Origin of the sequence: Parabacteroides sp. AF21-43 (assembly GCF_003635435.1) — a bacterium.
Lineage (GTDB): Bacteria > Bacteroidota > Bacteroidia > Bacteroidales > Tannerellaceae > Parabacteroides > Parabacteroides distasonis.
Genome location: NZ_QTMG01000027.1, coordinates 1 through 26,465 on the forward strand (window position 1 = coordinate 1; position 26,465 = coordinate 26,465).

26 protein-coding genes and 2 tRNA genes are annotated in these 26,465 nt (G+C 37.6%); 4 read left to right on the forward strand and 24 right to left on the reverse strand.

All coding sequences use genetic code 11. The features are described from left to right. The 11 genes from DWX84_RS16455 to DWX84_RS16505 all read right to left on the reverse strand — a co-directional run. A partial coding sequence (locus DWX84_RS16455) for an aminotransferase class I/II-fold pyridoxal phosphate-dependent enzyme (protein WP_122377569.1) occupies positions 1-1,160 on the reverse strand: 1,160 nt, incomplete at its 3' end. Positions 1,161-1,397: 237 nt separating this feature from the next. Next, positions 1,398-2,030 carry an MBL fold metallo-hydrolase gene (locus tag DWX84_RS16460; RefSeq protein WP_048927689.1) on the reverse strand — a complete coding sequence of 211 codons (633 nt, stop codon included), beginning with the start codon at positions 2,028-2,030 and terminating at the stop codon, positions 1,398-1,400. Then, positions 2,030-2,773, reverse strand: a complete 744-nt coding sequence (locus DWX84_RS16465) for an SDR family NAD(P)-dependent oxidoreductase (protein WP_121961382.1) — start codon at positions 2,771-2,773, stop codon at positions 2,030-2,032. The genes DWX84_RS16460 and DWX84_RS16465 overlap by 1 nt, the downstream gene beginning before the upstream one ends. A gap of 6 nt (positions 2,774-2,779) precedes the next feature. Continuing rightward, entirely contained in the window at positions 2,780-3,538 is a 759-nt protein-coding gene (locus tag DWX84_RS16470) for an SDR family NAD(P)-dependent oxidoreductase (RefSeq protein ID WP_048927687.1), read from the reverse strand. 2 nt (positions 3,539-3,540) lie between these two features. After that, positions 3,541-4,605 (reverse strand): 3-oxoacyl-ACP synthase III family protein, encoded by a 1,065-nt coding sequence (locus tag DWX84_RS16475; protein WP_048927686.1) that lies wholly within the window; start codon positions 4,603-4,605, stop codon positions 3,541-3,543. Continuing rightward, complete coding sequence (locus DWX84_RS16480) at positions 4,605-4,835, reverse strand: acyl carrier protein (protein ID WP_048927685.1); 231 nt, start codon at positions 4,833-4,835, stop codon at positions 4,605-4,607. The genes DWX84_RS16475 and DWX84_RS16480 overlap by 1 nt, the downstream gene beginning before the upstream one ends. A gap of 114 nt (positions 4,836-4,949) precedes the next feature. Then, positions 4,950-5,786 (reverse strand): methionyl-tRNA formyltransferase, encoded by an 837-nt coding sequence (locus DWX84_RS16485; RefSeq protein WP_048927684.1) that lies wholly within the window; start codon positions 5,784-5,786, stop codon positions 4,950-4,952. After that, entirely contained in the window at positions 5,779-7,311 is a 1,533-nt protein-coding gene (locus tag DWX84_RS16490) for an AMP-binding protein (RefSeq protein WP_048927683.1), read from the reverse strand. Before DWX84_RS16490 ends, DWX84_RS16485 begins: the two co-directional genes overlap by 8 nt. A gap of 12 nt (positions 7,312-7,323) precedes the next feature. Continuing rightward, positions 7,324-7,557, reverse strand: coding sequence for an acyl carrier protein (locus DWX84_RS16495; RefSeq protein WP_048927682.1), 234 nt, complete (start codon positions 7,555-7,557; stop codon positions 7,324-7,326). Positions 7,558-7,585: 28 nt separating this feature from the next. Further along, positions 7,586-8,215: an acetyltransferase gene (locus DWX84_RS16500; protein ID WP_121961383.1), complete on the reverse strand. Its 630-nt coding sequence runs from the start codon at positions 8,213-8,215 to the stop codon at positions 7,586-7,588. Between the two features lie 5 nt (positions 8,216-8,220). Continuing rightward, positions 8,221-8,829, reverse strand: coding sequence for a sugar transferase (locus DWX84_RS16505; protein WP_048927680.1), 609 nt, complete (start codon positions 8,827-8,829; stop codon positions 8,221-8,223). A gap of 282 nt (positions 8,830-9,111) precedes the next feature. Between DWX84_RS16505 and DWX84_RS21510 the strand changes: the two genes are divergently transcribed. Next, entirely contained in the window at positions 9,112-9,261 is a 150-nt protein-coding gene (locus DWX84_RS21510; RefSeq protein ID WP_157395839.1) for a hypothetical protein, read from the forward strand. Positions 9,262-9,470: 209 nt separating this feature from the next. Here the strand turns inward: DWX84_RS21510 and DWX84_RS16510 are convergent, their stop codons facing one another. The 11 genes from DWX84_RS16510 to DWX84_RS16565 form a co-directional block, all read right to left on the reverse strand. Beyond that, positions 9,471-10,928, reverse strand: coding sequence for an oligosaccharide flippase family protein (locus tag DWX84_RS16510; RefSeq protein ID WP_048927679.1), 1,458 nt, complete (start codon positions 10,926-10,928; stop codon positions 9,471-9,473). Positions 10,929-10,933: 5 nt separating this feature from the next. Then, positions 10,934-11,539 carry a DUF1919 domain-containing protein gene (locus DWX84_RS16515; RefSeq protein ID WP_048927678.1) on the reverse strand — a complete coding sequence of 202 codons (606 nt, stop codon included), beginning with the start codon at positions 11,537-11,539 and terminating at the stop codon, positions 10,934-10,936. A 13-nt stretch (positions 11,540-11,552) separates the two neighbouring features. Then, positions 11,553-12,935: an O-antigen polysaccharide polymerase Wzy gene (gene wzy, locus DWX84_RS16520; protein WP_198294455.1), complete on the reverse strand. Its 1,383-nt coding sequence runs from the start codon at positions 12,933-12,935 to the stop codon at positions 11,553-11,555. A gap of 83 nt (positions 12,936-13,018) precedes the next feature. Continuing rightward, positions 13,019-14,098 (reverse strand): glycosyltransferase, encoded by a 1,080-nt coding sequence (locus tag DWX84_RS16525; RefSeq protein WP_122377565.1) that lies wholly within the window; start codon positions 14,096-14,098, stop codon positions 13,019-13,021. Continuing rightward, positions 14,095-15,078 carry a glycosyltransferase gene (locus DWX84_RS16530; protein ID WP_048927675.1) on the reverse strand — a complete coding sequence of 328 codons (984 nt, stop codon included), beginning with the start codon at positions 15,076-15,078 and terminating at the stop codon, positions 14,095-14,097. Before DWX84_RS16530 ends, DWX84_RS16525 begins: the two co-directional genes overlap by 4 nt. 28 nt (positions 15,079-15,106) lie before the next feature. Beyond that, complete coding sequence (locus DWX84_RS16535) at positions 15,107-15,934, reverse strand: glycosyltransferase family A protein (RefSeq protein ID WP_048927674.1); 828 nt, start codon at positions 15,932-15,934, stop codon at positions 15,107-15,109. 21 nt (positions 15,935-15,955) lie between these two features. Further along, a complete protein-coding gene (locus tag DWX84_RS16540; RefSeq protein ID WP_048927673.1) occupies positions 15,956-16,543 on the reverse strand; it encodes a DapH/DapD/GlmU-related protein in 588 nt (195 codons plus the stop codon). Positions 16,544-16,548: 5 nt separating this feature from the next. Next, the gene (locus DWX84_RS16545; protein ID WP_141806869.1) at positions 16,549-17,715 is read right to left on the reverse strand and encodes a glycosyltransferase; all 1,167 of its coding nucleotides are present in this window, start codon (positions 17,713-17,715) and stop codon (positions 16,549-16,551) included. Between the two features lie 94 nt (positions 17,716-17,809). Then, a complete protein-coding gene (locus tag DWX84_RS16550; protein WP_048927671.1) occupies positions 17,810-18,874 on the reverse strand; it encodes an NAD-dependent epimerase in 1,065 nt (354 codons plus the stop codon). A 9-nt stretch (positions 18,875-18,883) separates the two neighbouring features. Then, a complete protein-coding gene (locus tag DWX84_RS16555; RefSeq protein WP_048927670.1) occupies positions 18,884-20,194 on the reverse strand; it encodes a UDP-glucose/GDP-mannose dehydrogenase family protein in 1,311 nt (436 codons plus the stop codon). A gap of 918 nt (positions 20,195-21,112) precedes the next feature. After that, positions 21,113-21,649 carry a UpxY family transcription antiterminator gene (locus DWX84_RS16565; protein ID WP_005864958.1) on the reverse strand — a complete coding sequence of 179 codons (537 nt, stop codon included), beginning with the start codon at positions 21,647-21,649 and terminating at the stop codon, positions 21,113-21,115. A 225-nt stretch (positions 21,650-21,874) separates the two neighbouring features. Here DWX84_RS16565 and dnaG point away from each other — a divergent pair, with 225 nt between their 5' ends. The 3 genes from dnaG to DWX84_RS16580 are packed head-to-tail and all read left to right on the forward strand — an operon-like array spanning position 21,875 to position 26,190. After that, positions 21,875-23,992: a DNA primase gene (gene dnaG, locus DWX84_RS16570; protein WP_048927668.1), complete on the forward strand. Its 2,118-nt coding sequence runs from the start codon at positions 21,875-21,877 to the stop codon at positions 23,990-23,992. Between the two features lie 12 nt (positions 23,993-24,004). Next, positions 24,005-24,877, forward strand: a complete 873-nt coding sequence (locus tag DWX84_RS16575) for an ABC transporter ATP-binding protein (protein ID WP_008780206.1) — start codon at positions 24,005-24,007, stop codon at positions 24,875-24,877. Then, a complete protein-coding gene (locus tag DWX84_RS16580; RefSeq protein WP_009018235.1) occupies positions 24,874-26,190 on the forward strand; it encodes an ABC transporter permease in 1,317 nt (438 codons plus the stop codon). Before DWX84_RS16575 ends, DWX84_RS16580 begins: the two co-directional genes overlap by 4 nt. 63 nt (positions 26,191-26,253) lie before the next feature. On the opposite strand, the gene DWX84_RS16585 is transcribed toward DWX84_RS16580, so the two are convergent. Then, positions 26,254-26,324 (reverse strand) — tRNA-Gln (locus tag DWX84_RS16585). 33 nt (positions 26,325-26,357) lie between these two features. Beyond that, positions 26,358-26,428, reverse strand: a tRNA-Gln gene (locus tag DWX84_RS16590). Between the last annotated feature and the right edge of the window lie 37 nt (positions 26,429-26,465).

Genomic DNA, 26,465 nt, shown 5'->3' on the forward strand with positions numbered 1-26,465 from the left:
TTAAACAAAGATTCGCTCACCCCATTCACGTAAGCCGGGCAATCTTTATAGACAGGTTGCTTATGCATCGGTTTCCATACGGGGCGAGCCTCCACGCCCGCTCGATCCAACGCTATACGCATAGCCTCCACATTATCATTTGGCTGGCAGTCCGTTGTAGCCGTCCCAGCAGCGTGAATCACACCGGCGGCACCTCCTACGGCACCTGTTATCACCTGTTGGTAGGCATTCTCCTGCCCCCTCACTTTCAAATGCTCATCCAGCGTGATCGTACTTAGCCAAAAGTTACTGTCATAGTCACCCCCTTCCGGTTGCCGATGTACTGCGATACCCTCCACATCCGCAAGCAATTCCTCATAAAGAGCCTGCACGTGCTTATGATGAGCGATGTGATCATCGGCCACCGTCATCTGTCCCCGGCCAATACCCGCACAAATATTACTCATCCGATAATTATATCCGATCTCCTCATGCTGATAATAAGGATAACTCTCCCGCGCTTGCGTGGCATACCACATCACTCGCTGCCATTGCTCAGCGTCCGGACAAATCAGAGCACCACCACCCGAGGTCGTGATCATCTTGTTACCATTGAACGATAATACGCCATAACGCCCGAAGGTACCCAATGCCTGTCCCTTGTATTTAGAACCAAAGCCCTCCGCGGCATCCTCTATTACCGGAATATCATACCGATTAGCCACCTCCATAATTCGGTCGCAGTCATACGGCATACCATAAAGCGCCACCGGAATAATTGCTTTCGGTTTCTTACCCGTCTTACTGATACGATCCTTTATGGCCTCTTCCAATAGTTCCGGATCCATGTTCCATGTCTGCGGCTCACTGTCCACAAATACAGGTATAGCTCCCAAATAAGTGATCGGATGCGAGGAAGCACAGAAGGTAAAGCTCTGTACCAACACCTCATCACCCGGCTTCACACAACAGGCTATCAACGCTAAATGTACCGCTGCCGTACCCGCCGATAACACCACTACACGTTTATCCTCACCAACAAATTCCTCAAGATCCTTCTCGAATCCATTCACGTTGGGACCTAAAGGCACGACCCAATTCGTATCAAAGGCCTCTTTGATATACATTTGTTCTTTGCCGCTCATGTGGGCGAGGCAAAGGTAGATTGTACTTCTTTCCATAAAAAACACGATTTTGTTTACAAGAATTAGAAATCCACCTATACGCTTGAGTATAGGCATAAAAAGAGATCGCTCCGTATGAATTGCGAATCGACTATAACAAAAACAATACAATTATACTTTACTGAATATACTGTCCTTCAATCCTGTTATTGGAAATGTGCTTTACCTAATATCGATTCTTATTAACAGAGAAAAATACGACCCCTATTCTCAAAGTCCGTATGATTTCTTCATTTATTTTGAATACCACTTGAATAAACCTGTATCAAACTTTACAGGTGTTTCATGTCCTGGATATATAATATATCCTTCTAATGTTTTAAAGAAAGATTCTGATTTAATTTGTTCATCTATACTCGCACTTGGTAATTTAGTTACTGTCTTGATACCCGGTATAAGCGCATCACCTGTAAAAATCACATTATTGACGACCATACTAATAGAACCTTTAGAATGTCCAGGAGTTCTTAATATCATTATATTAAGGTTCCCACATGACATTAAATGTATATCCTTATCTATCACAACGTCAGCCTCTACAATCTCAAAAGCTTTTATATTATCATAAAAGACAGAGCAATTTCCTTTAGAACTTTGAATAGCATCACTACACTCATACGCACAAACCAATTTAATATAGGGATATCTTTTTCTTAAACCGTTAACTCCCCAACAATGATCAAAATGCTCATGTGTCAATATGATAAACTCAGGATTAAGCTTATTGTGCGATATGAAATTAAGCAGATCATCATTATTTTCACTTCCCGGATCAATAATAACACACGGTAAATTTGTACCTACACCATCATAGAGAATAAAGCAATTAGATGACACAGGGCTATTAACAAATCTCTTAACATTCATTAACCTGTAACATTTGCGGTTCTACCACCATCGACTGTGATTTGTTGACCAGTAATCCAGCTTGCCTTATCGGAGAGCAAGAACAAAACGGCATCACTAATATTGGTAACTGTTCCGAGACCTAAAGGATAAGTTGAAGCCATACGGTCAATTAATTCCTGATCTTGATACATACACTCAGTCATACGAGTACGAACTCCACCTGGTAATACAGAATTAATACGGACTTTTGGCGCAAATTCCATAGCAAGAGAACGCATCAAACCATCAAGGCCAGCTTTTGCAGAGCCATATACACTAAATGCCTTTGCTCCGAAATTACTAATGTTGCTTGAGATGAATACTGCACTCTTTAATGTTTTATCATTTTGTTTCTTACCAGTAAGAACTTTTGCTATAAGGGCAGCAGAAATAATATTGATATTAAATGACTCTTGAAGTATTTCCTTTTTGACAATTTTCAGAGGGTACATCTTCATAAATCCTGCACAATGAACAAAGTAGGTAACCTTTACATTCTTTTCCTTTAGTAACTGAGTAAGAGAGTCTTCAATATTATCCACATCCGATAAATCGTAATTCCAAATAATGTGATCACCTTCATGGCATTTAGTCTTAACAGTATTAAGCCGCTCTACGTCTCTTCCATTCAGAATTACATTGCAAGTGGATGAGATATTGATTGCTATTTCTTCTCCTATCCCTGAAGAAGAACCTGTAATTAATATATATTCTCTTTCCATAAATTTCTATTGGGCTGTAAAACCACCATCAATACTTATTGTAGCACCAGTAGTCCATTTAGACATATCGCTAAATAAGAATGCAATACCATTAGCAATATCTTCTGGAGTGCCAAGCCCAAGAGGATGCATTGCATCCAGTTTCTCCATATAATCATTGTCAAATCTGAAAATATTCTCTGCCATCATTTTTGATTTAACAAAACCTGGAGCAATACAATTAACTCTAATCTTTTTAGGAGCCAATTCCATAGCAAGAGCCTTTGTTATTCCAATAATCGCAGATTTTGTCATCGCATAGGCCACATTAGCAGCAGAACCAACAACTCCATAAACTGAAGAGATCATTACTATTGAACCCGATTCGCCAGCGTATACTTTTTTAGAATTAAACACTTTAGCTAATTCAATAGCCGCAAACTGATTAACTTTATAAAGAAGTTCTGCTTTTTCTTCTTTTACACCTTTTAAAGGCGTAATATAAGGAATACCAGCAATATGAGCGAAACCATTGATTAAACCGAATTCAGCTACGGCTCTCTCTATTGTTGGTTTTATAGATTTAATATCTGACAGATCTAATGGAAGTACATAATACTTATTTTCTAGCATTTCAGCAGTAACATTCAATCCTTGCTCATCGATGTCTACCAAAATAAGTTCTGCCCCCAATTTAGAAAGGACAATGCTAGTTTCTCGCCCCATCCCAGAAGCTGCTCCTGTAATCAGGTACTTTTTTCCTATTAATGATAATGGATTATACATAGTTAGAATTCAATTATGTTACAGAAATCTAAATTACCTATATTCATTAAAGCACTACTCCACGTAAGACCAACTCCGAAACCAGCCACACAAATAGATTTAGTTTCTGATTTAAGAGTTTCACCAAGATTAAATGTAATGTTCAGTGGAACAGTCACACTGCTTGAATTTCCGAAGTTTTCTACAATGTTAGCAGGCATTTTTTCATAAGGTATCTTAAGAGCATCTGCAACCTTATTAAGCATGAACTTATTTGGTTGATGGAACATAAAGAAATCTACATCCTCAACATTCTTTGACGTAAGTTCCATAAGGTGATTAATCATCGGTGGCACTTCGCGCTGGACAAAGTTAAACACCTGATCACCTTCCATTACAAGATTATCTAAAGATCTGAAATTACCGGCCTCGTCTTCAACCATCTTAGCAGTTTCCTCTGAATGAGGTAAACGAGCACCACCCGCAGGGATACGAAGAGCAAATACTCCTTTTCCATCCATATTCAAAGTTACATGAATTGGTATTGTATCATCTGATTTTTCAACAATAGTGATAGCTGCGGCATCTCCTATTAATGGGAAACTATTTCGATCTTGCTTTGACACCTTATGACTAAGCACATCCGCATTCAAAAGTATTACTTTATTGATACTCTCTTGCTCAAGCAGCATAAAAGCCTGAATCAAGCCTAACTCAAAGCCCGCACATCCCTGATTTATATCCATACAAACCATATCAGTCTTCATATCAAAATGACCTTGAATGACATTTGACGTTGGAGGCATGATATAGTCGGCGCTTTGAGATACAAACAACAAAGCATCAATACTATCTTTATTAAGAAAATTATTATCAAATAGATATTGCAGTCCATGCATACAGAAATCAGCGGATGTTTGATGGTCAAGAGCTATTCTGTGCTGTTTGTAACCCATTACAAGAGCCAACTTCTTTGACTTAGCAGGTGAGAAATTATAGTTTGCCATCTCTTCCTCAAAAGAAACAACCTTCTGAGGAACAATAGACAAAATACCTGTAATTTTTTTATTCTTAAAGAGTAAATCCATTATTCAACTCCGTTTTTCTTCAACAAAGCTATAATATTCTCAATAGAAGAAAAATTGTCCGGAAGAATATCCATACCATTAATAGAGATGCCAAAAGTCTCATCAAGAGAACTTACAAGGCTTACTACGTCAAATGAGTCCAACATACCTTCTTCTATGAAATTCACATCTTTTGTAAAATCAAACTCCGGACGAATTTCACTAAGGATTGCAGTAATTTTAGCTTTCATTTTATTGATATTTAATTTCTTTATTTATGTATCTACATCAAGTAGGTTCTCTGGTTTAAAGCCATAATGCCCATACCTAACTATAGTATTATCATTAGTTTGATTATATATTATCTAGCCTTCGGACACTGTATCGATTACAATTGCACCGTCAGACGTTAAAAGCACCCCTCCCTGTTCATATTTATTAATAAATTCAAGAACGATTTCTGATGGCGATGCAATATGTGCATTCCATATAATATGGTTGTTCAATCGGGCTCCATAGTATGGTCTCGAAACACCTTGTATTAATCGCATTACTTCAATTGTAGTTCTAGAGAGATCTATTTGACAATCTTCAATTTTAAGTTTACCATAGTATAAACCCTTTAAATGCGATTGCTTAATAGTTGGCGCTCCGGAAAGTATTTTATCGATTGCCTCAACCATAATGTATTCATAAATTTTTAGCCATTTTTTTTGTAAATCATAAACATAATCTGTCGGTAATAATTCAATTTCTTCTTGCAGTATAATATCTCCAGTATCAGTTCCTTCATCCACATAATGAACTGTTACGCCAGTCTTTGATTCACCATTGATTATTGGCCAGTGCTGAGGAGCCATTCCTCTGTATTCAGGCAATAAAGATGGATGTAAATTTATGAATCCCATTGGAGGAATATCAAGTAATTGCTTTTTTATCAATCTCTCAAAATGAGAAATGACACATAACTGAGGATTTGCCTCCTTCAAAACAGAGGCTGTTTGATCAGAGTTAATTTTTTTAGTGCGATAAAACCGTATACCGTTCCTATTACAGATTAACTCCAACCTCTTATATACTACATTATCATAATATGGTGTTACAACTAGGCATATCTCATGACCAGCCTTAATAAGAGAATTTAAGATCACTGTACTAAATGAATCCTCTCCGAAAAACGCAATCCTCAATTTATTATCCATTTACTAAATTTTTATAGTACAACCGGTCAATCTTTCCATTCGTATTTCTATGTATTTCGTCTAAACGGCAGAATACCGATGGAATCATGTATTTAGGCAAAGAATCCGATAAGGTCTTTCTAAATACAGCTGGAGATATTTCCTCTGGATGCTCATAGTAAAGAGTAATCTCTTTTTTGGCATAGTTATATACTACGCAACCATTCTTAATCAACTTAAGCGTATTAATGATCACATGTTCGATTTCTCCTAACTCAATTCTATAACCCATGTGCTTAACCAAGCTGTCTTTTCTTCCTTTGAAAACAATCTCACCAAGGTCATTAATATAAACAACGTCACCTGTACGATAAATTGTTTCAGGATATGAATTGTTTAAAGGATTTTGAACGAAAGCTGCTGCTGTCTTCACTGGGTTATTGTAATATCCCATTGCTAGAGATGTTCCACGAACGCAAAGTTCGCCTTCTCTATTACTTTCAGTAATACGCTTATTATCTTCATCTAGGATGAGAATGTCTGTATTCTTATATGCAAATCCGATAGGAATGGGCTCTTCATCCTTGATTTTTCTTCTAACAATGTAGAAGACACAATCCAATGTAATTTCGATTGGACCATAAAGGTTAGCAAAGATTACATGTGGAAGAGATTCTCTCCAAATGTTGAACTGCTTAGTCGGGAATACTTCACCCGCAAACCAAACGATCTTCAAGTCAGGTAATTCAATTTGAGAAAGAAGCCCCATATTAGCGATATTCACCATGATAGTCGGTACCCAGAAAATATAAGTAACCTTCTTTTCTTGAAGAATTTTCAAGATAGCCGCAGGGAATGCGGAAAGACTATCTGGAATCAATACGATAGTACTTGACTTCGACATCAATAGACAAAGTTCATATACATAGATATCAAATACGGCTGGAGATAGGGAACCTAATATTTCATCGTTTGTAAGAGGAAAAGCCTCTTCAGAACGAACCATGAAGTCAAAAAAACTCTTATGATTAAGCACTACCCCTTTAGGAGTACCTGTTGAGCCTGAAGTATTAATAATACAATAAGGATCTGAATCAATTAAAGTCGAAAGACGTCTCATTATTGTATCATAGTTATATTCTAATGCATTACTGATCTCATCAAGATTAATAATAGCAACATCAGCCGATACAATCTTTTCAATAGTCTTAACATGTACCGCATCTGTAATCACAGCTTGAGGTTTGATTAGAGTAAGAATGTTCTGAATACGAGTAGCCGGAGTTTTGATGTCTAGGTTCATATATGGGTTACCGCTATATGTGATACCTAAGTTTACCCATACTGTCCTAATTGACTTTGGTAAGAATACAGCTACTGGCGAACAAGTGATATCCTTATTATTGACAAGCACTTGTGCCAAACGTAAAGCATTCTCTTTCAAGAGGCCAAAGGTAATTGATTGTTGACCTTCCCACACAGCGACCTTTTCACTATGTTTTGTGACGGTCTCTTCGAAACACTCAATAAGATTGATTTTTTTCATTAAAACAAAGAGTTATTTCAACATAGAGTTTACTTTATCGAAAAGATTTCCAACAGTTACACACGAACGAAGAACTTCTGCATTAATTTGCACTCCGTACTCTTCATCAACCATTGAAATAATTAGAAGACCTGTAAGAGAACTCCACTCTTCAAGATTTCTAAAATTAGTCTCTGTCGTGAACACTTCAGCATCTGTTTCATCGAACTGAGCCGCAAAATTCTCAATAAACCCTTTAAGTTCCATAATTTCAATAATTTAAAATTAATTAATACTATATCTGCTTCGCAGGATTACCAAATACAGTAATACCAGGCTTTAAATCTCTAAGAACCACACTTCCTACACCAATCGTAACATCATCACCTATCGTCCTATGAATAATAACTCTAGCACCAGGTTGAATCATAACCCTTAGCCCGATCCTTGAGCCGCCAGCAACAAATGCAAATGGGCTAAAATGGCTATAGCTACTTATATGAACATCATGACCAACAGAAGAATATCCATCAAATGTCACAAAATCTCCTACTGTAACATCTTGTCCGATTAGAGTATTTGGCATCATAATACACCCTTTGCCCATCTTACAATTTAATCCTATCGTAGCTTTGGGATGTATCAGATTGATAAATTCCCCCCCCCTTTCAAGAATCATGTTCGTGCATTTTTCTTTAGTTTTAGGATTTCCTATAGCACATACAAAAGCGTCGTTTTCTTCAATCTCATAAGTGGATAATTTACCGATAATTTTAGGATAATTCGCATATCCATTTAAGGCCTCATTATTATCATCTAAAAAACCTTTAACAATAAAATCTGCTCCATTTTCAATACAAGCTAGTGCGATAGCATAACACTCTCTACCAAAACCACCAGCTCCAATTATTATAATATTCTTCATTTCTATTAATTATGTCCGTTAAAACCTTCCACAGTCGCTGATGTCGCAGAGTTGATATCCTCTCTAAATAATACTTTCTTTATAGTCAAGACTATAACTTTAAGGTCTATCACAAATGAGATATTATCAACATACCACACATCCAGCTCAAACTTCCTCGCCCACGAGATAGCATTACGACCATTCACTTGCGCCCAACCCGTAATACCCGGACGCACCTCATGGCGGCGTGCTTGCTCTTTGTTATACAAAGGAAGATATTGTATAAGTAACGGCCTCGGCCCAATCAACGCCATATCCCCTTTCAGCACGTTGATCAACTGGGGTAACTCGTCGAGAGAGGTGGAGCGGACAAGCTTACCTACTTTCGTAAGCCGAGCCGCATCGGACAGAAGATCGCCCTTGGAATCCCGCTCATCCGTCATCGTCTTGAACTTTATCACCCTAAAAATCTTACCGTCCTTACCCGGACGCTCTTGGAAGAAGAAGGCACCGGCGCCTTTGTTGGCGAAATGTAACCAAATGGCAATAAGTAAAAGGATCGGCCATAGGATAGCCAATGCAAGAAGTGATAAGGTGAAATCAATCACCCTCTTCCAGAAATGTTTATACATGATGAATTATTAAATAGGGTAACCGTACCAAAATTAATCTCTTAAAAATGACAATAAGCCTACTATTTAAAGGTCGTTATTTATAAATCAGTATATAATGAGAACACGTCTATCTGGAAACTGATTTCTATCCACAGTATTTTGAATTACTATTAATACTAATCGTACTGGGTCTTGTTCACTTTTGCTGATTTAACAATTTTGATAATACATTCATGGGAACCCGCTTTTAAGAAATACACAATATTTAGGACAGATCTAGGTGGATTAGCGACGCATTTAGTGGCAAAATACGAACACGGAGGTATTTGCTGTCGTACCGCAAGGTTCGCAGCAGCTCATCCCGAAGCCGCCGACTGGCTGGGGATATCAGAGTATACACTCATACTAGCCGGGGAAACCGGATGTGTATTGAAATATTTGTTGGCGTAGTGTCTCGGTGAGGCCTCAAAGTATTGGATGGGTCTCGTCGGGGCTATTTTTTGACATTTATGCTTCTTATCACAAGCACTTAAATCAAAATCGACTTCAAACTCACGACATAGCCGCTCTCAAATAATCGACAAAACATGATTGCGTTTACGGCACATATCCACTAAATGATCCATATAATGAAGTGAATGAACCTCCCTATCCAAATTTCAAGCATATTTAAATTTTCCAAACATACTCAACATCATACATCTTTCTTTTTTAAAGAAAAACAATACTAAAAGATACATAGAAGCACTTATAAATATTGAGATTATAGACCAAAGAAAAGATTCATATACACTCTGCATAATTAATATACAAATTATCATAAATACAGTTGCAATAAAAGGATTTAAAACATTTTTTATTGTATTTAAAGGTGTAATACCGCAAAGTATATTAGTAACAACAAGCATAGGAACTATTAAATCAAGCCGTACAAATGATCTCGCATAAACAAGTGCCCAAAAACCATATTTCACAGAAATTACACATATAGGGACCAGTACACACAAATCTACTAGCTGCATAATCAATGGCAAGTAAAATTTCCCCTTTGCCCGATAGACTTCACTATAGATACTCACAAAAAGAATCCTAACCACAGTTGTTATAGCCATAACACCTACAATATCAGCCGCTTCCATCCATGCGGATCCAAACAATATATTTGTTACAAAAGCACGATAGAAATATAAAATAGTCCCCAATGGCAGTAAAGCAAGTGCAAGTACATTCTGTGTATTTAAAAAAGTCTTATTAAACATCTCTTGATCATTTTGAAACCTTGACAATGCAGAAAACAGAACTGGTATCATTGCCGCTGTCACTATCGAAAAAAAAGAAAAAATCATAGATGAAGTGTTTTTATATAGTCCTAGATAATAATCTGACATATAATTAGCTATTAAGAACGAGTCAATCCATGCTGTTAACCAAATAGCAATTCCATCTAAAATAGTCCAAATTCCAAACTGTAACATATGGAATAAATATTGTTTAGAAAAAAACATAATTGGTAAAAATTTACCAACATAAAACAATAATAAAGATTGAATAAAAGATCCAATAATGCATCCTATTATCAATGCCCAATAACCAAATTCTAACAACGCAAGTGGTACCGTTATAAAGAGTGGCAATATCGAAGTAATAAATCGAACATAAAATAATTTTTTAAATTTAAGTTCTTTTTTTATCTTACAGCCTTGTATACCTATAATTCCATATAGAGGAATTGTCATGCCTGTAATTACAATAAGATATCCAAGTCCTTCATTTCCAACCAATCTAGCTATAGTTTGATTAAATATAACTAATACTCCCCATATGATAAATGAAAAAATAAGATTTGCCCAAAACGCAACGCTCATATATTCATATTCTTCTTTTATATTAGAAAAATTGTGCTGTATTAAAAATTTTTGAAAGCCAGATTCAACAAACACATCTGCAAAAGTTATTACCATTGTTATAGTGGCCATAATTCCAAATACATCTGGTGTAAAAATTCTTGCTAAAATCATATTTGTGACAGGTGGAATAATTTTAGATAAAATCTCTGTCACAATCGACCATTTTGCTGCAGTTACAATCTTTCCAAATATATTTTCCTCAAAAATCATATATGCTATTCTTTCTTTTTAATACTATTAACAAACCCAACATAATCAAACTGCTCATAGTATCTCTTCCCATATTTTTGATACTCAATAGTATTCCCCACACATTTCTCTCCTTCAAACCCCGAAATATACTTACACCACGGATAATTAATATGCTTATTGCTAAACATTATTTTTGGATAAGGAACCGTATCAAACTCACTCATATCTTCTAGTGTACAGTTTTGCTGATCTGTCATAATTACAAATATGTTATCATAACAAATCCTCTTTTTTCTTTTTTCCCAACAGATTTTAGCCTCATCAAATGTCTTATAGTGTAAAAAATGAATCAAAACATCATCTAACTTTCCTTGTGGATAATCGTTCATCAACGTAACATTTTCTAATTCCAAACTATTATAGTATCTCAAATTCTTGACATATCTTAAAAAATCCTTCGGATCAAAATAAAGATTAATAGTTGGAGAAAGAAAAGGAAGCCCCAAATCATGATACATCACCCCACCAATACAATTACAAGAAATAATCGAAATTCCCTTATTCTTCAACTTGTATCTAGAGTAAACACTCCAAATAAAATGAAGGATTTTATTATATAAAAGAATCATAAAATCTACAATTTTATTTGTTAATAATAGATCTATTTTTTACTCTAAAGTTCGTACTTTTTGAGATTAAAATCACACAACTCAAATAAATAATGGAGCCTAAAAACCATGCTTTAAATGAAGAATGACAACTTCCACGCATCATTGTAGTAAAAGCATTACATGAAGTAACGACAAAAGCAATAGCAATTCCATTATTTCTACCTATCTTATTATCAACTCTTGTAACAGCAGAAATAAAAAAACCTAATATAACCACATAGATAAATGCAAAATATTTACCACCATTAAGAAAAGCTTCTCCTACAAATGAAAATCCACTACCCCAAAGTATCTCAAGAAAATCTTGAGAAAACCAATTTTCAAGATAGGTAAATTTGATTCCAAAATCTTCCAACCAAAATGTCGCAGGCATCCCTATTATTGCAGCTAAATAAGTATTATAATTATTCCAAATATCAGATCCTTCTATTAGCAAAATAATAATTATAGACATATTCCCTCCCATTTCAAAGAATGCCGATACAAGAGGAAATTTCTCTAAAGAAACCACATCCAACATTTCATCAAAAGTAACTGATGACAAACTAGTATTTCTCAACTCTATCATTCCATAAACAAGATAAAGACCTAAAATAATAAAAACACTCCACTTAGCAATTATTTTAGCATTTATTGGTCTATAAAATTTGTGCTCTAGCCAAATTAACAAAATCAACTTATAAAGCCAGTTCCCTCGTTCTCCTGAAATAAAATATAAAATCATATACACTCCAAAAATAATATACACATTCCTCCGAGTGCTTTTTGCATAATTACTCCCAATAAGCAACCCCACCAATACAGGGAAAAATATATATTCAACTTGAGTCAACCACCCCCCTGCTATATTATAATCACCATAATATAGAGCCGCATAGCCATGGGTAAATGAGATAACTAACGCTTGGAATATTCTATAAAAAGTCAATGGAACGACTAAGAATGAGACATATTTTGAGAATCGATACAAAACTTTCATCTCCTTTGCGTCAGAGATCCTATGACGCTCTTTTTTACTTATCACACTATTAGCAAAAAGCGCACCACATAGAAAAAACGCCATCATCACTATCGTGAACATTTGTCCATTCATTATTTCACTTGGGGTAGGCATACGATAATTACTATATAATTCACCTGTGCCTATTTCAGTATCAGTATGTATACCCAACGACCACATGATGCACTGCCCCCAATTAAATAAAGCCATAAATAAAGCTAAAATATTAAATGGAGTGAATATTTCATGGTTTGATTTATAATATATATAGCAATATGAGATAAGAACAAGATTCCCAAGCCATGATAAAGAAAATAAGCCAATTTCTGATCCTAAGAGAGTCGCATTGATCATAAAAACCACAGGAAAATATAACCATAGGTTCAACATCAGAAATATAACAGACGCATTAAGTTTCTTTACACTTACCAATGCTTTCATTGTAGTACATCGCCTCCATCAATCACACGTTTCCACATCAACCCTATATTTTCAACACTCAAATCCCTTCTAATATTTATAGCTCTTCTTCCTAAGCTCTCCGCATATTCTGGTCTTTCTATCATTGCTGTCAACGCTTCTGTTAATTTTTCCTCATCACCAACTGGAACGAGAAGCCCATTTATACCATGCTCTATATACATTTTAGCACCGCCAATAGGACAATCTGTCGCTACAACAGGAATCCCCATAGCTAGTGCCTCTAACATTCCATTTGAAATTCCCTCATAATTTGAAGACATGACATATATACTCGCATCTTTAATATGTTCATGAAGATTTTTTACGAAACCATGGAAAATAACTTTTTCTCCAATACCTAACATCTCCGTATACATTTTCAGTTCATCAAGGAGAATACCTTTACCGTAAATATCAAGAATATAATCTGGATATCTACAGCATATATTATAAAAACATTTTATTAGCAATGAGATATTTTTTTGCGGTTCTAACCTTGCTATTGTAACAATTCTTTTCCTCCTTACGCCCTCATACATATCGGGTAATACAGAGAGAGGATTCGGTATAACATTTGAGCGATTCTGTATACTTTTATTAAAATAAATCATAGCATCATGTGTTTGAAACACAAAATTATCACAACGCAAAAAACTATATAATAAATTACGAATCAACCGATTTAATTTCCCCAAAGGTTCTTTTGAAGGATCATTCCTCTCTGATAATATAATTTTTTTATTAAGACCTATACTCGCTATTAAAGTAGCAATATTAATAATTGAAAGAAAGGAGACAACCACATCTGCTTGCGCTCTTTTCATAATAGATCTTAGTTGTCTTATCCGTTCTATATTCCTTTGCACACCACGACCCTTAAATCGAAGAGGATAATAATGCGTTCTATTATCAAGAGGATAATCTATTTTATTATCAATGATAGTAGTAACAGAAACTTCGTAACCTTGTTTACAAAACCATGTAACCAACACCGATATAACACGTTCCGCTCCCCCATTAGTCATTGTTCCAATAACAAACAGTATTTTTTTCATAATCTATTCTTTAAACAGGAATGATACAATTTAACAGCATTAATTCTACTAATATTAAAAATCATCAATCGAATACGATCTTTGTATTTTATATATTTCAATTTTCTTACATATGGATACGTATCTTGAAACTCTTTCTCCACAATTTGATAATATTTATTTTTATCTATTACATTACTTTTCCATATATCATAATATAAATAAAAACTATTCATACACCTCCAATAATTCACATAAGGAACAAAAGAAGGAGCAAATTCATTTGTTCTATTTAGAACATAATTATATGCAAAAATAGAGTCTAATTTTTTCTCTGAAAAAGTTTTATTCATTATACTATCAGAACGATTTAAATAATAATAAAAAGCATCTTCTATACTTACAAAACACTTAATTTTGCACAATATATCGATCATAAACATATTATCTTCATTATTCTTACCCTCTACCATTCGAGTAGAACTAATTAGTTGCTTTTTAAATAATTTATTACATAACATTACCGGTATTTGCGATGCTGTAAAAAAACTTTCAATAACAGACTCATTCCTTAAACAACATTCTTTCACACAACTCTTTTTATATAAATTTCCATATTCGTCTACTCGAAATACCCCACATTGGACAATATCCGCATCCATATCCAGAGCTTTTCCTAACATTGCCTCAAACATTTTATCAGAAATATAATCATCACTATCAATAAAACTAATATATAACCCAGTAGCTATATCCAATCCCGCATTTCTAGCGGAACTCAACCCGCCATTTTTCTTATGAATAACCGTTATCCTATCATCAATTTTTTCATAATGATCACATATATTTCCACTATCATCAGTGGAACCATCATCCACCAAAATAATTTCCAAGTTAATGTATGTACTATTCCTAATTGACTCGATACATTTTCTTAAATATACAGAAACATTATAGACAGGTACTATCACACTAATCAACGGAGTATTTTCTGACAACATAATCTAGCCTTTTATTTTCCAACAATTATCAATATTTACTCGTTTTCTTTAGACTGTTTACTGCTCTTGATATTAATCTCATTATAATCCTCCTTATTAGTTTTATTTCATTCATAACTAACATACAATACATAAAAGGTTTACCAATTAGCCCTAATTTATGCAGATCTCTAACATTTTCATTTCTACCTTTATGCATTAAAATAAAATTAGAAGATAATCCACTCTCTCCATAAAAGCTCTTTCCAATCCCTAGCTTTATAAGACTTTCAGCCATAATATAATAACTATCTTTTAATAAGAATTTTTGAAAGAAGTTGATATCCTCTCCATATCTCATCTTCTCATCAAACAGCCCTAATTCTATTCCTATTTCCTTTTTAAAAACAACGGAAGGTGTTGATGGCATATTACGATAACATAATTCTCTTGCATTCAATTTATATAACCCCTCTTTAGATTTTCCAAGAACACATAAAGGGAAGGTCGCTCCTAAAAAACATATTCCTTTTATCTTTTCTATAAAATAAAACTGTCTCTCTAGTTTATTCTCCACCCAAATGTCATCTGAATCCAACAATGCTATCCATTCAGCTTTACTTATTAGAATTCCTCGGTTTCTTGTGTATGAAACTCCTTTATTGGGATGAGATATCAACACAAAGTTAATGTACTGATATTTTCTCTCACATCCCAACATGTAGTCATTTACGATCTTTTCGGTTTGATCCTCAGAACCATCGTTTACAACTATTATCTCTTCTATCAAATCTATCCTCGTTTGCCTTAGAACCGAGTCTATTGTCGCAACAATTGTATTCTCACAATTATATGCAGGAATCACTACACTAAACATGACATCTTTTTAATTATCTCATCAAGGCATATATAATTCCCATCTGCCAGTATCTTTGCTATATTTCTTAATTATTCTGGCTGGGACTCCTACTACCATACATTCATCTGGTATATTTTTAGTAATAACAGAGTTTGCCCCCACAATACAACCATTACCTATAGTTACGCCAGAAAGAATCACTACTCCATTTCCAATCCAGCAATTATTGCCAATTTCAACACTTTGATAATAAATCTTACGTTCATTTGGCTTTGTCGTAGGACTATCCTGTCGCTCACCTACATATTTTCCATGACTAGTAGTTCCTATAAATACCCTTGAAGCTAATAAAACATCATCACCAATCGTCAACCCTCCTTGTCTTTCTAATTGACAGTTATCACCCATGGTAAAATTCTTTCCAAATATAATTTTTCCACCTACAATATCGGATCCAGCAGAAAGCCTACAATTATAACCGCAAGTAAATCCTTTAGACATAATGATATTTCTCTGATTCCTTGCATAGAATGGAAGCCTTACCAATCGAGCATTTTTCCATATTAATTTTGTATACATCAAAGCAATTATATTCTTTATATTCTCTCCAATACTATAAAAAAACATATTTTTCAAATTAATTTATCCAAAAAAGCAAGTCTATTTTCTATATTATATTCACTAATAAACTCATTAAACACTGACACCACCTTTGCTTTCCGATCTTCCATACTATTTAAAAAGTCAACAACTACACTTTCTTCAATATCTTCCATATTAATCCCTACCCCATATTTTTTCACAAACTCTCTAGTATCACCTGATATTGAATTAATAATAGGTATTCCCATTTGAAAATAATCGACACTCTTCATTGTCAAGCCAACTTCTATAGATGATTTATAAATATTTATTCCAAAATGACAATCTGCAAAAATTTTTTGTTTCTCAGTATCATCAAATATTTTTCCATAATATTCAACATCTACATCTTCTTTTTTTAAAGATTTTATATATTCATCTTTTTTCTCTCCATCTCCTATTATTTTGACTCGAACTAATTTTATTTTTTTCAAGACACGAACAATAGAGCATATTTTCTCTATATCTATTAAACTATTAATAGACCCTAAATAGCATAAATTTATCGAATCTTTATTTAATGCAACTTTATTGACTATTGGTAAAGTTTTTTTTATCAATCGTAACACATTCACTTTATCACTATCTACATATTTACTAAGTATTCTCATATAATACTCACATTCTAGTACTATACAATCTGCCTTATCTATATATAAATCTCTGTAATTTCTCCATACAGAAAAAGGATATGAATTTGTACAGTTTTTAGGAAAACTCTCAGGCCATAAATCTATAACATCAAAAACCAATCTAAATCCTTGCTTCTTCTTGAGGATTACAAGGCCTTTAACAAGCGAATTTGGAGGAACTAAACAATATACAAAATCTGGTTTCTTATTTTCTATAAAATACCGTATATTTCCTGTAAAACACCAATGAGACCATAGTCTTCTAATAGAAACATTCTTCTCATATTGCGGAACATGAATATATCTCAAATTTTTTACATAGTTCAAATGAGTATCATTTTTTTTAATACTATGATTAAAATCTGATATCAACACTAAAGTTGAGTATCCTCTATCCTGCAAATATTTATCTATATATTTCAATCGATTAACATACCAATCAAAACATGATATTAGAATAGCAGTTTTTTTTGTTTGGCATTTAAGTGTTTTAGCACTTAGATCTTCACAAGGATTTAAACACATAATAGAATCAAAAAATCTTACGATTAAAAGATATAACAATGGACTTTTGTTTGAATAATAGAAAATATCAATAGATATAGATATCCTATCATTTTCAATTATCAACCACTCCTCGCATATACTTAATATACCATTCCACCGTTTTTTTTACTCCTTCCATCATCAATGTACAGGGCTTATATCCTTGCTCACTTTGCAACAGTGCGGTATCAGCGTTCGTCTGATAGACATCGCCGGGTTGCATCGGAAGGAACTCTTTCTCCGCTTCATGACCACAGGCAATTTCAATGGCAGCGATGAAATCCATCAAACGCACGGGGTGTGAGTTACCGATATTATAGACCCGATAAGGAGCAGACGAGGTCGCAGGGTCGGGTTGTTCAGCTCTCCAATCGACATTTGGAGTGGCCGTATGATCTAATACCCGGATCACTCCCTCCACTATATCATCAATATAGGTGAAGTCCCTCAGCATATCACCATGGTTGAACACCTTGATGGGATGATGGTTCAAGATCGCATCCGTAAAAAGGAACGGAGACATATCCGGTCGTCCCCAAGGACCATACACTGTGAAGAAGCGTAATCCCGTAGTAGGAATGCCATACAGATGGCTGTAGGTATGCGCCATCAGCTCATTGCTTTTTTTAGTGGCCGCATAAAGACTCACTGGATGGGCAATGCTATCATGCTCACTAAAAGGGACCTTGCCATTCAATCCGTAAACACTACTGGATGAGGCATAGACCAAATGTTGTATACCATTGTGGCGACATCCTTCCAAAATATTCAAGAAGCCATCCACATTACTGCTTACATAGGCATACGGATTCTGGATGGAGTAACGTACTCCGGCCTGAGCTGCCAAATTGATTACTTTGTCAAACTTCTCATTCGCAAACAACATCTGTATGGCTTGCTTGTCCTCCAAGTTCATACGGATGAAACGGTAGAGAGGATATTTTACACTTCGCACAAATTTATACCAATCCACTTCCTCACGACCAATACCAGTCTCTGCCAAACGACCATACTTCAATTCAGGCGTATAGTAGTCGTTGACACTGTCGAGCCCAACGACTTCATCCCCTCGTTCCAGCAAACGCCTCACGGTATGGAAGCCTATGAACCCCGCCGCTCCAGTCACTAATACTTTCATAGCCTCTTTTTATCCTATTTTATAATAAGCGAAGCCATTCTCATGCATCTCCTCCGCATCGTAAATGTTACGGCCATCAATCACCACTCTATGGCTCATGGTCTTCGCCAAAACAGCCAAACTCGGCATACGGAACTCTTTCCACTCGGTAACCAGCAACAAGGCATCAGTATCGAGAGCCGCCTCATACATGTCCTTACAATAGGTTACGATATCACCAATACGGCGTTTGCATTCCGTCATGGAAATCGGGTCGTACACTTTCACCCTACAACCGGCTTTCTGAAGTTTATCAATCAACACTAATGCGGGAGCCTCACGCATATCATCCGTCTCCGGCTTAAAAGCCAACCCCCACAAAGTGATAGTCTTACCCTTCAATTGTCCCGCATAGTGTTTCATCAATTTATTAAAAAGGATGGATTTCTGCGACTCATTCACCTCTTCCACCGCTTTCAGAACCCGCATCGGGTAACCGCTTTTCTCGGCGGTCTTGATCAAGGCCTTCACGTCTTTCGGGAAACAACTACCCCCATAGCCACACCCAGCGTAGAGAAACTTTTTCCCGATACGGGTATCCGAGCCTATCCCCTTGCGTACCATGTTCACGTCCGCACCCACCAACTCACAGAGGTTGGCGATGTCATTCATAAAACTGATCCGGGTGGCCAACATGGAGTTGGCAGCATATTTAATCATCTCAGCACTGGGTATGTCCGTAAAAATCATACGCTCTCCACTTAGCATAAACGGTTTATAAAGACGGCTCATGATTTTCTTGGCCTGTTCACTCTCAGTGCCAACGACAACTCGGTCTGGTGTCATAAAATCTTTAATCGCAGTCCCTTCTTTCAAAAACTCGGGGTTGGAGGCCACATCAAACACTATATCTACGCCACGTTTCTCCAACTCAGCCCGTACAGTCTCCTTCACTTTTTGGGCCGTTCCTACCGGTACAGTAGATTTAGTAACTAATATGGTATATCTATGGATATTCTGCCCAAACGTCTTGGCTACAGCCAAGACATATTTCAAATCGGCACTACCATCCTCATCAGGAGGTGTGCCCACGGCACTGAACACCACTTCCACGTTGTCCAAACAACTGGACAAATCCGTAGTGAAATGTAATCGACCCGCCTCTACATTACGCTTTACCAACTCCTCTAAGCCAGGTTCATAGATAGGAATCTGTCCATCAAGCAAGAATTGGATCTTTTCTTCATTCACATCCACACAAGTCACGTCAATACCCATTTCGGCAAAACAAGTTCCGGATACCAAGCCTACGTAGCCAGTACCTACTATCGCTATGTTCATGTATTATAGATTTAATTTGATTCTTTAGTCTCGGAATAAGGCGTATAGCAAGCGCCCTATCACCTCCACCACACTAAATATCAACTAGATAGCTCACTAAGTTTTTTTTTTCGTTAAAAAGTGATTTTTTCTTATTATTGTACACAGTATGCTCCTAAAAGGAGGTCCGCATAGTCGAGTAAGTTAAGGATTTATATTTTTTTTACAATAAAAGTATCTTAAGTGCATGGCGCAAGTCACCTAACATACTTTTTTGCTCAGCTTTCATAAATTGAGTACTTACGAGATTACACATGCGAAGTACTACTTACCTAGCCCAAGGAGATATCTCCTCCGAACATAGAAGATATACTCCTTAGGCAAGGTTAGTATATATGTCTATCAAATCCAAAATTCGCCCTGAATCTTTTCATTTATACATAAATCAAATCTTTATTTATGGATTTTTCCATACGAGTTCCCGCAAATGGCTCTTTTTGTTCTAAAGACAAATGCATTAAAGAATAATTGAATCCTCCGAATGGATTGTTGAATAACTTAACGAATCGGTCTCGTAAGGAAAAAATAATTATCCGCATACTCCTCTATAGTGATGGCCGGATCAAACTCTATCAAGAGGTCAATATCGCTTTGCTCCGTGAACCGCAATGTGTTCACAGAACTGAGAGAGATGAAGCATACCCTCAACCTACTCACCGAGTTAAAAAGGCGCACTATAACACTAACAAATAGACATTTAAGTCTAAACAAACAAGCTTTATCATCCATTATCTCAGTGAACCGTAAACGGGAACTGAAGCCGTTAGTTATTCACTTGACAAGCCGCTAGTTATTCACTTAGGAAATGACTTAAACAAAACAACCGGAATGAAACCGAAAGCATCGGAAAGTGTGGATTTCGACTTCTATCCATATACGTTATAGTAATCGAATATATTCAGGATCGACCTCTACAGCAGCAACCAACAGACCTGGTATCTCTACGATCAAACGTTTCACACGGGAACCCCGTATAGAGAGTAAACGACCCTCGTAGCCATCCAATGGGCCACCCTCGATACGGATCATGCGACCGTACATCGCAGAAGTTAATTCTTCAACCAAGAAATAGCGTGGGGAATCATCGGAATGGACAGCACGGATAAAACGGTTCATCTCCGCATGGCCTACCGTCATCGGCTTACGGTAGCCACCACGCAAATAACGATATTGGAGGGTACTGATCTCTTCTACGATTGGATCCATACAGGTACGGGTAGTATGGGCAAAAAGTAAATCGTGCAGAAGAGGAACCTCCTCACGAATCCGCTTACCCTTCCTCTCGACCAACTGCCAACGCATAGGAGTGAAAACCTCTATGCCCTTTTCCTCCAGCAACCTATAGGCCGGGCGTTTAGCATTGGGACGGGTCAGGTCTCGCAATACGAACCAATTGTCTGTCAAAGGATGTTCCACAGGATGATGGATAATTCTTCTAGTCCTGAAAGGATATATATTCTATTAATATCCAATCAGTTACAAAATATAGTCTTATAAGTTGGAAGGCGTACTTGGCGAGTAGCATTCGTTTCACGTTGCAAATATAGGGAAAAATAACTAAACACAAGCAAACATTGGCTCTTGTTTGTGTTTGGTTATTTTTCACTACATTTGTGTTCGCTAAAAAAGGAGTAATTTAAAATGATCGATCAACCTACCATAGACCGGATATTGGATGCGGCGAACATCGTGGATGTTGTCTCTGAATTCGTGACTCTTCGGAAACGAGGGATCAACTATGTAGGATTATGCCCGTTTCATTCGGACAAATCACCGTCTTTTTACGTATCCCCCTCAAAGAATATCTGTAAGTGTTTCGCTTGCGGAGAAGGTGGAACCGCCGTTCACTTCATCATGAAACATGAGCAACTCAGCTATTTCGACGCTTTACGCTTTCTGGCGAAAAAATACAATATAGAGATACAGGAACGGGAACTTACCGAGAAAGAGAAACAAATCCGTAGCGACCGGGAAAGTATGCTTATCGTCAATAGTTGGGCGGGGCAATACTTCTCTACTTTATTACATGAGCATGTTGAAGGGAAAAGCGTAGGTATGCGCTACTTCGCCGAGCGAGGATTGAGGGAAGATATCATCCGTAAATTCCAGCTCGGGTATAGCTTGGACCAGCGGGATGCTTTATACAAAACCGCTATAAAAGCAGGTTATAAAAAGGAATTCCTCGAGAAAACCGGTTTAGTTATCACTTATGATAACGGAAACGTGAATGATCGTTTTCGAGGACGTGTTATCTTTCCCGTCCATACGTTAAGCGGAAAGGTCGTGGCATTCGGCGGACGTGTATTGAAAAAGGACGAGAAGACCGCAAAGTATGTAAACTCCCCCGAAAGCGAGATTTATCATAAAAGCAACGAGCTTTACGGCATCTATTTCGCCAAGCAAGCAATCATGAAACAGGATCGCTGTTTCTTGGTGGAAGGATATATGGACGTGATCGGTATGCACCAAGTGGGCGTAGAAAACGTGGTTGCCTCCTCGGGTACGGCGCTCACGCAAGGGCAAATCCGGCTCATACATCGTTTCACGAATAATATCACGGTATTATACGATGGAGACGCCGCCGGAATCAAAGCGGCCCTCCGGGGTATCGATATGTTATTGGAAGAAGGGATGAACGTCAAGGTCGTGCTTCTTCCGGCGGGAGAAGATCCGGACTCGTTTGCCCGTAGCCATAGCGCGAGCGAGTTCGCAGAGTTTATCAGCCAGAACGAGACGGATTTCATCCGTTTCAAGACAAAGTTACTATTGGCGGAAGCGGGGGGTGATCCGATCAAACGTTCCGCCCTGATCTCGGATATTATCCGTACGGTAGCGATTATACCTGATAATATCGCTCGCTCCGTGTATATCCGGGAATGTAGTACGACCATGGAGATAGACGAGCAAGTCTTACTCAACGAGGTCAATAAGATCCGTCTCAACAAGGAAGAGAACCAAGCGGCTAAATCCGTAAGGAATACACCGCCCGTTCAACCTCCAGCCAATACGATCCCTGAGTATCCGGATTTCCCCGGCTACCAACCGTATACACCGGAAGAGGCGAATACCCTTCCTCCGGAAAATATTCCGCCTCCACTGCCCGAGGACTATATTCCGGAAGAGGAAGCGGGTCCGCCCCCTACTCCTCCCTACGAGGTTCCGACGGCTCCCAACATACAGGTCCAACCGAAACGTTCTCCTTTTGAGGCTTATGAGTTGGCTCTTCTGCGCTATATCGTACGATATGGCGAACGTGTCCTCTATGACTACGTAGATGAGGAGACCAACGAGCATGTCATCATGAGGGTCGCCGATTATATCCGTTTCGATCTGGAACGTGATGACCTTACGTTTTATACGCCAGCCTTCAAACAAATGCTGGACGAAGCTGCTGAACATTGTCAAAACGAGGGCTTTATGGCCAGTCGTTATTTCCTTGCCCATCCGGACCCGAACATCAGCCGGCTTGCCGCCAACCTTATTAGCGATAAGTACCAGCTTAGTAAATATCATACGAAGTTCAGGGAACTAGAGCAAGAAGAAGATAAATTGGATTACTTGGTACCCCGGGAAATCTATTCCATGAAAGATGCCTATATCCTCTATAAGATAAAGGATATCCAAGCGAAAATCAAAGAGGCTCAAAACAAGGGAGACATGGAGCTGATCTTTGATTTAATGAAACAGAATGCCCACCTCAACGAGATCAAGAACGTGCTCTGCAAAGAGCTGGGTGAGCGTATCGTATTAAAAATGTAATAAAAAACATCTATGAATTTCCTTGAGACAGAAAACGTGGTAAAACAGTACGCCGGACATCTGGCACTAAACAAGGTGAGTATCCAAGTTCCTCAAGGAACTATCTTTGGATTACTGGGGCCTAACGGGGCGGGCAAGACGACCTTGATCCGGATCATCAACCGGATTACGGCACCGGATAGCGGAATCGTTCGCTTCAACGGCCATGAATCCAGCCCGGAAGACATCTACCAGATCGGTTACTTGCCGGAAGAGAGAGGGTTGTATAAAAAGATGAAAGTCGGGGAGCAGGCGATCTATCTGGCACAATTGAAAGGTCTCTCCTACCCAGAGGCACGCAGTCGTTTGACCCGTTGGTTCGAGAAATTTGACATCATGCCTTGGTGGAATCGCAAACTGGAAGAGCTGTCGAAAGGTATGCAGCAGAAAGTACAGTTCATCATTACCGTGATACACGAACCCGAGCTATTGATCTTTGACGAGCCATTTAGCGGATTCGATCCGGTCAACGCCGATCGCCTTAAACAAGAGATATTGGAATTGAAGGCGGCCGGACATACCATTATATTCTCAACTCACAACATGTCCTCCGTTGAGGAGATTTGTGACGAGATTGCTTTAATCAATCGCTCTGAGGTCGTCCTGTCCGGCAATGTCAAGGAGGTACGGGAACGGTTTAAGAGTAATACCTATATATTAAATGTACGCAAGGAGACTGGAGGTATTGAGGAGTTAAGGATACGCAAGGAAGAAAATATCAGTAACTCCGATTGGCTTACCCGGCTGGCGTCCCAATATGAGATTCTTTCCTTCACGGAGGAGATCCCTTCTATGAATGACATTTTTATCAACACCGTTTCCGGTACAAACACATCAAAGGTATGAGCAAAATTGGATTAATCATCAAACGGGAATATCTCCGGAGAGTAAGTAAAAAGTCATTTATCCTGCTCACGTTCCTCACACCGTTTCTATTCGCTGCACTTGCGTTCGTCCCCCTATGGCTCTCTTCCATCAAGGGAGATGAGGTTCATACAGTCGCCATACTCGACGCCACCGGCAAATACGCCCCGTTGTTCGAGGATACGGAAAGCTATCGTTTTATCAACGGCGACAAAGATATGGATAAGTACAGGCAAATGTCGGAAAAGGAGATATTCGCATTTCTCAACATCTCCGACGACTTGCAGAAAAATCCGAAAAACGCAACCCTCTATTCCAAGAAACAAATCCCGGCGGATTTGAGCCGACTCGTCAATATGACATTAAAGAAGCAGATAGAGAGTGACAAACTGGCAACATTCAATATCCCCAATCTACAAGAGATCATAAAAGAAAGTAAAGTAGATTTCAACATACAAACGATCAAATGGGGGGATGACGGAAGCGAAAAGCAATCCTCGTCCGTAGTGGCATCCATAACCGGAGTAATTTTCACCATGCTTATCTATATGTTCATCCTAATCTATGGAGGAATGGTCATGCAAGGGGTTATGGAAGAAAAGACGAACCGGATCATCGAGATTATGATCTCGTCCGTCAAACCTTTCGACTTAATGATGGGTAAAATTATAGGAATCGGTTTTGTCGGGCTTACGCAAGTATTCCTTTGGGCGGTTATGACCTTTATTCTCATCACCGGGGGAACTTTCTTTTTGGGAGGAGGTATGGAAAGCGAGATCTTGCAATCAAGCATGGCACTTAACACAACCCCTAACATGACGGCTATCGCAGCCCAGCAGCATGGAAATGAATGGATAGAGATGCTTCATACGATTAACTTCACCGAGATAGGCATCTTGTTTATCGCTTATTTCATAGGCGGCTACTTATTATATTCTTCTTTATTCGCCGCTATCGGATCAGCTGTAGACGGCCAAGAAGACACGCAACAATTCATGCTACCAGTCACGCTTCTTTTGGTTTTTGCCCTCTATGCGGGAATCTATAGCATGGAAAACCCTGACGGACCATTAGCTTTCTGGTGCTCCATGATCCCCTTCACCTCTCCGATCGTGATGATGGTCCGGGTGCCATTTGAGGTGCCTTTGTGGGAAATACTACTTTCTATTGGATTTTTGTATATATCATCCATCGGTTTCACTTGGTTTTCCGCCAAAATATACCGTGTAGGCATTCTCATGTATGGTAAGAAACCCAGTATAAAGGAGATGTCCAAATGGCTTCGTTACAAATAAAAACATGATATCTACAACAAAAAGCCTCGCTACTCTTATAGAATAACGAGGCTTTTTTTTATGTTGTTCTACCTGGATTCGAACCAGGACAAACAGGACCAGAATCTGTTGTGCTACCATTACACCATAGAACAATCTCTACAAAATTGTCAAGTAAACTTTAAACGTTGTTCTACCTGGATTCGAACCAGGACAAACAGGACCAGAATCTGTTGTGCTACCATTACACCATAGAACAATATTTAACAAATCACCAACTCTCTTGTTAGCGGATG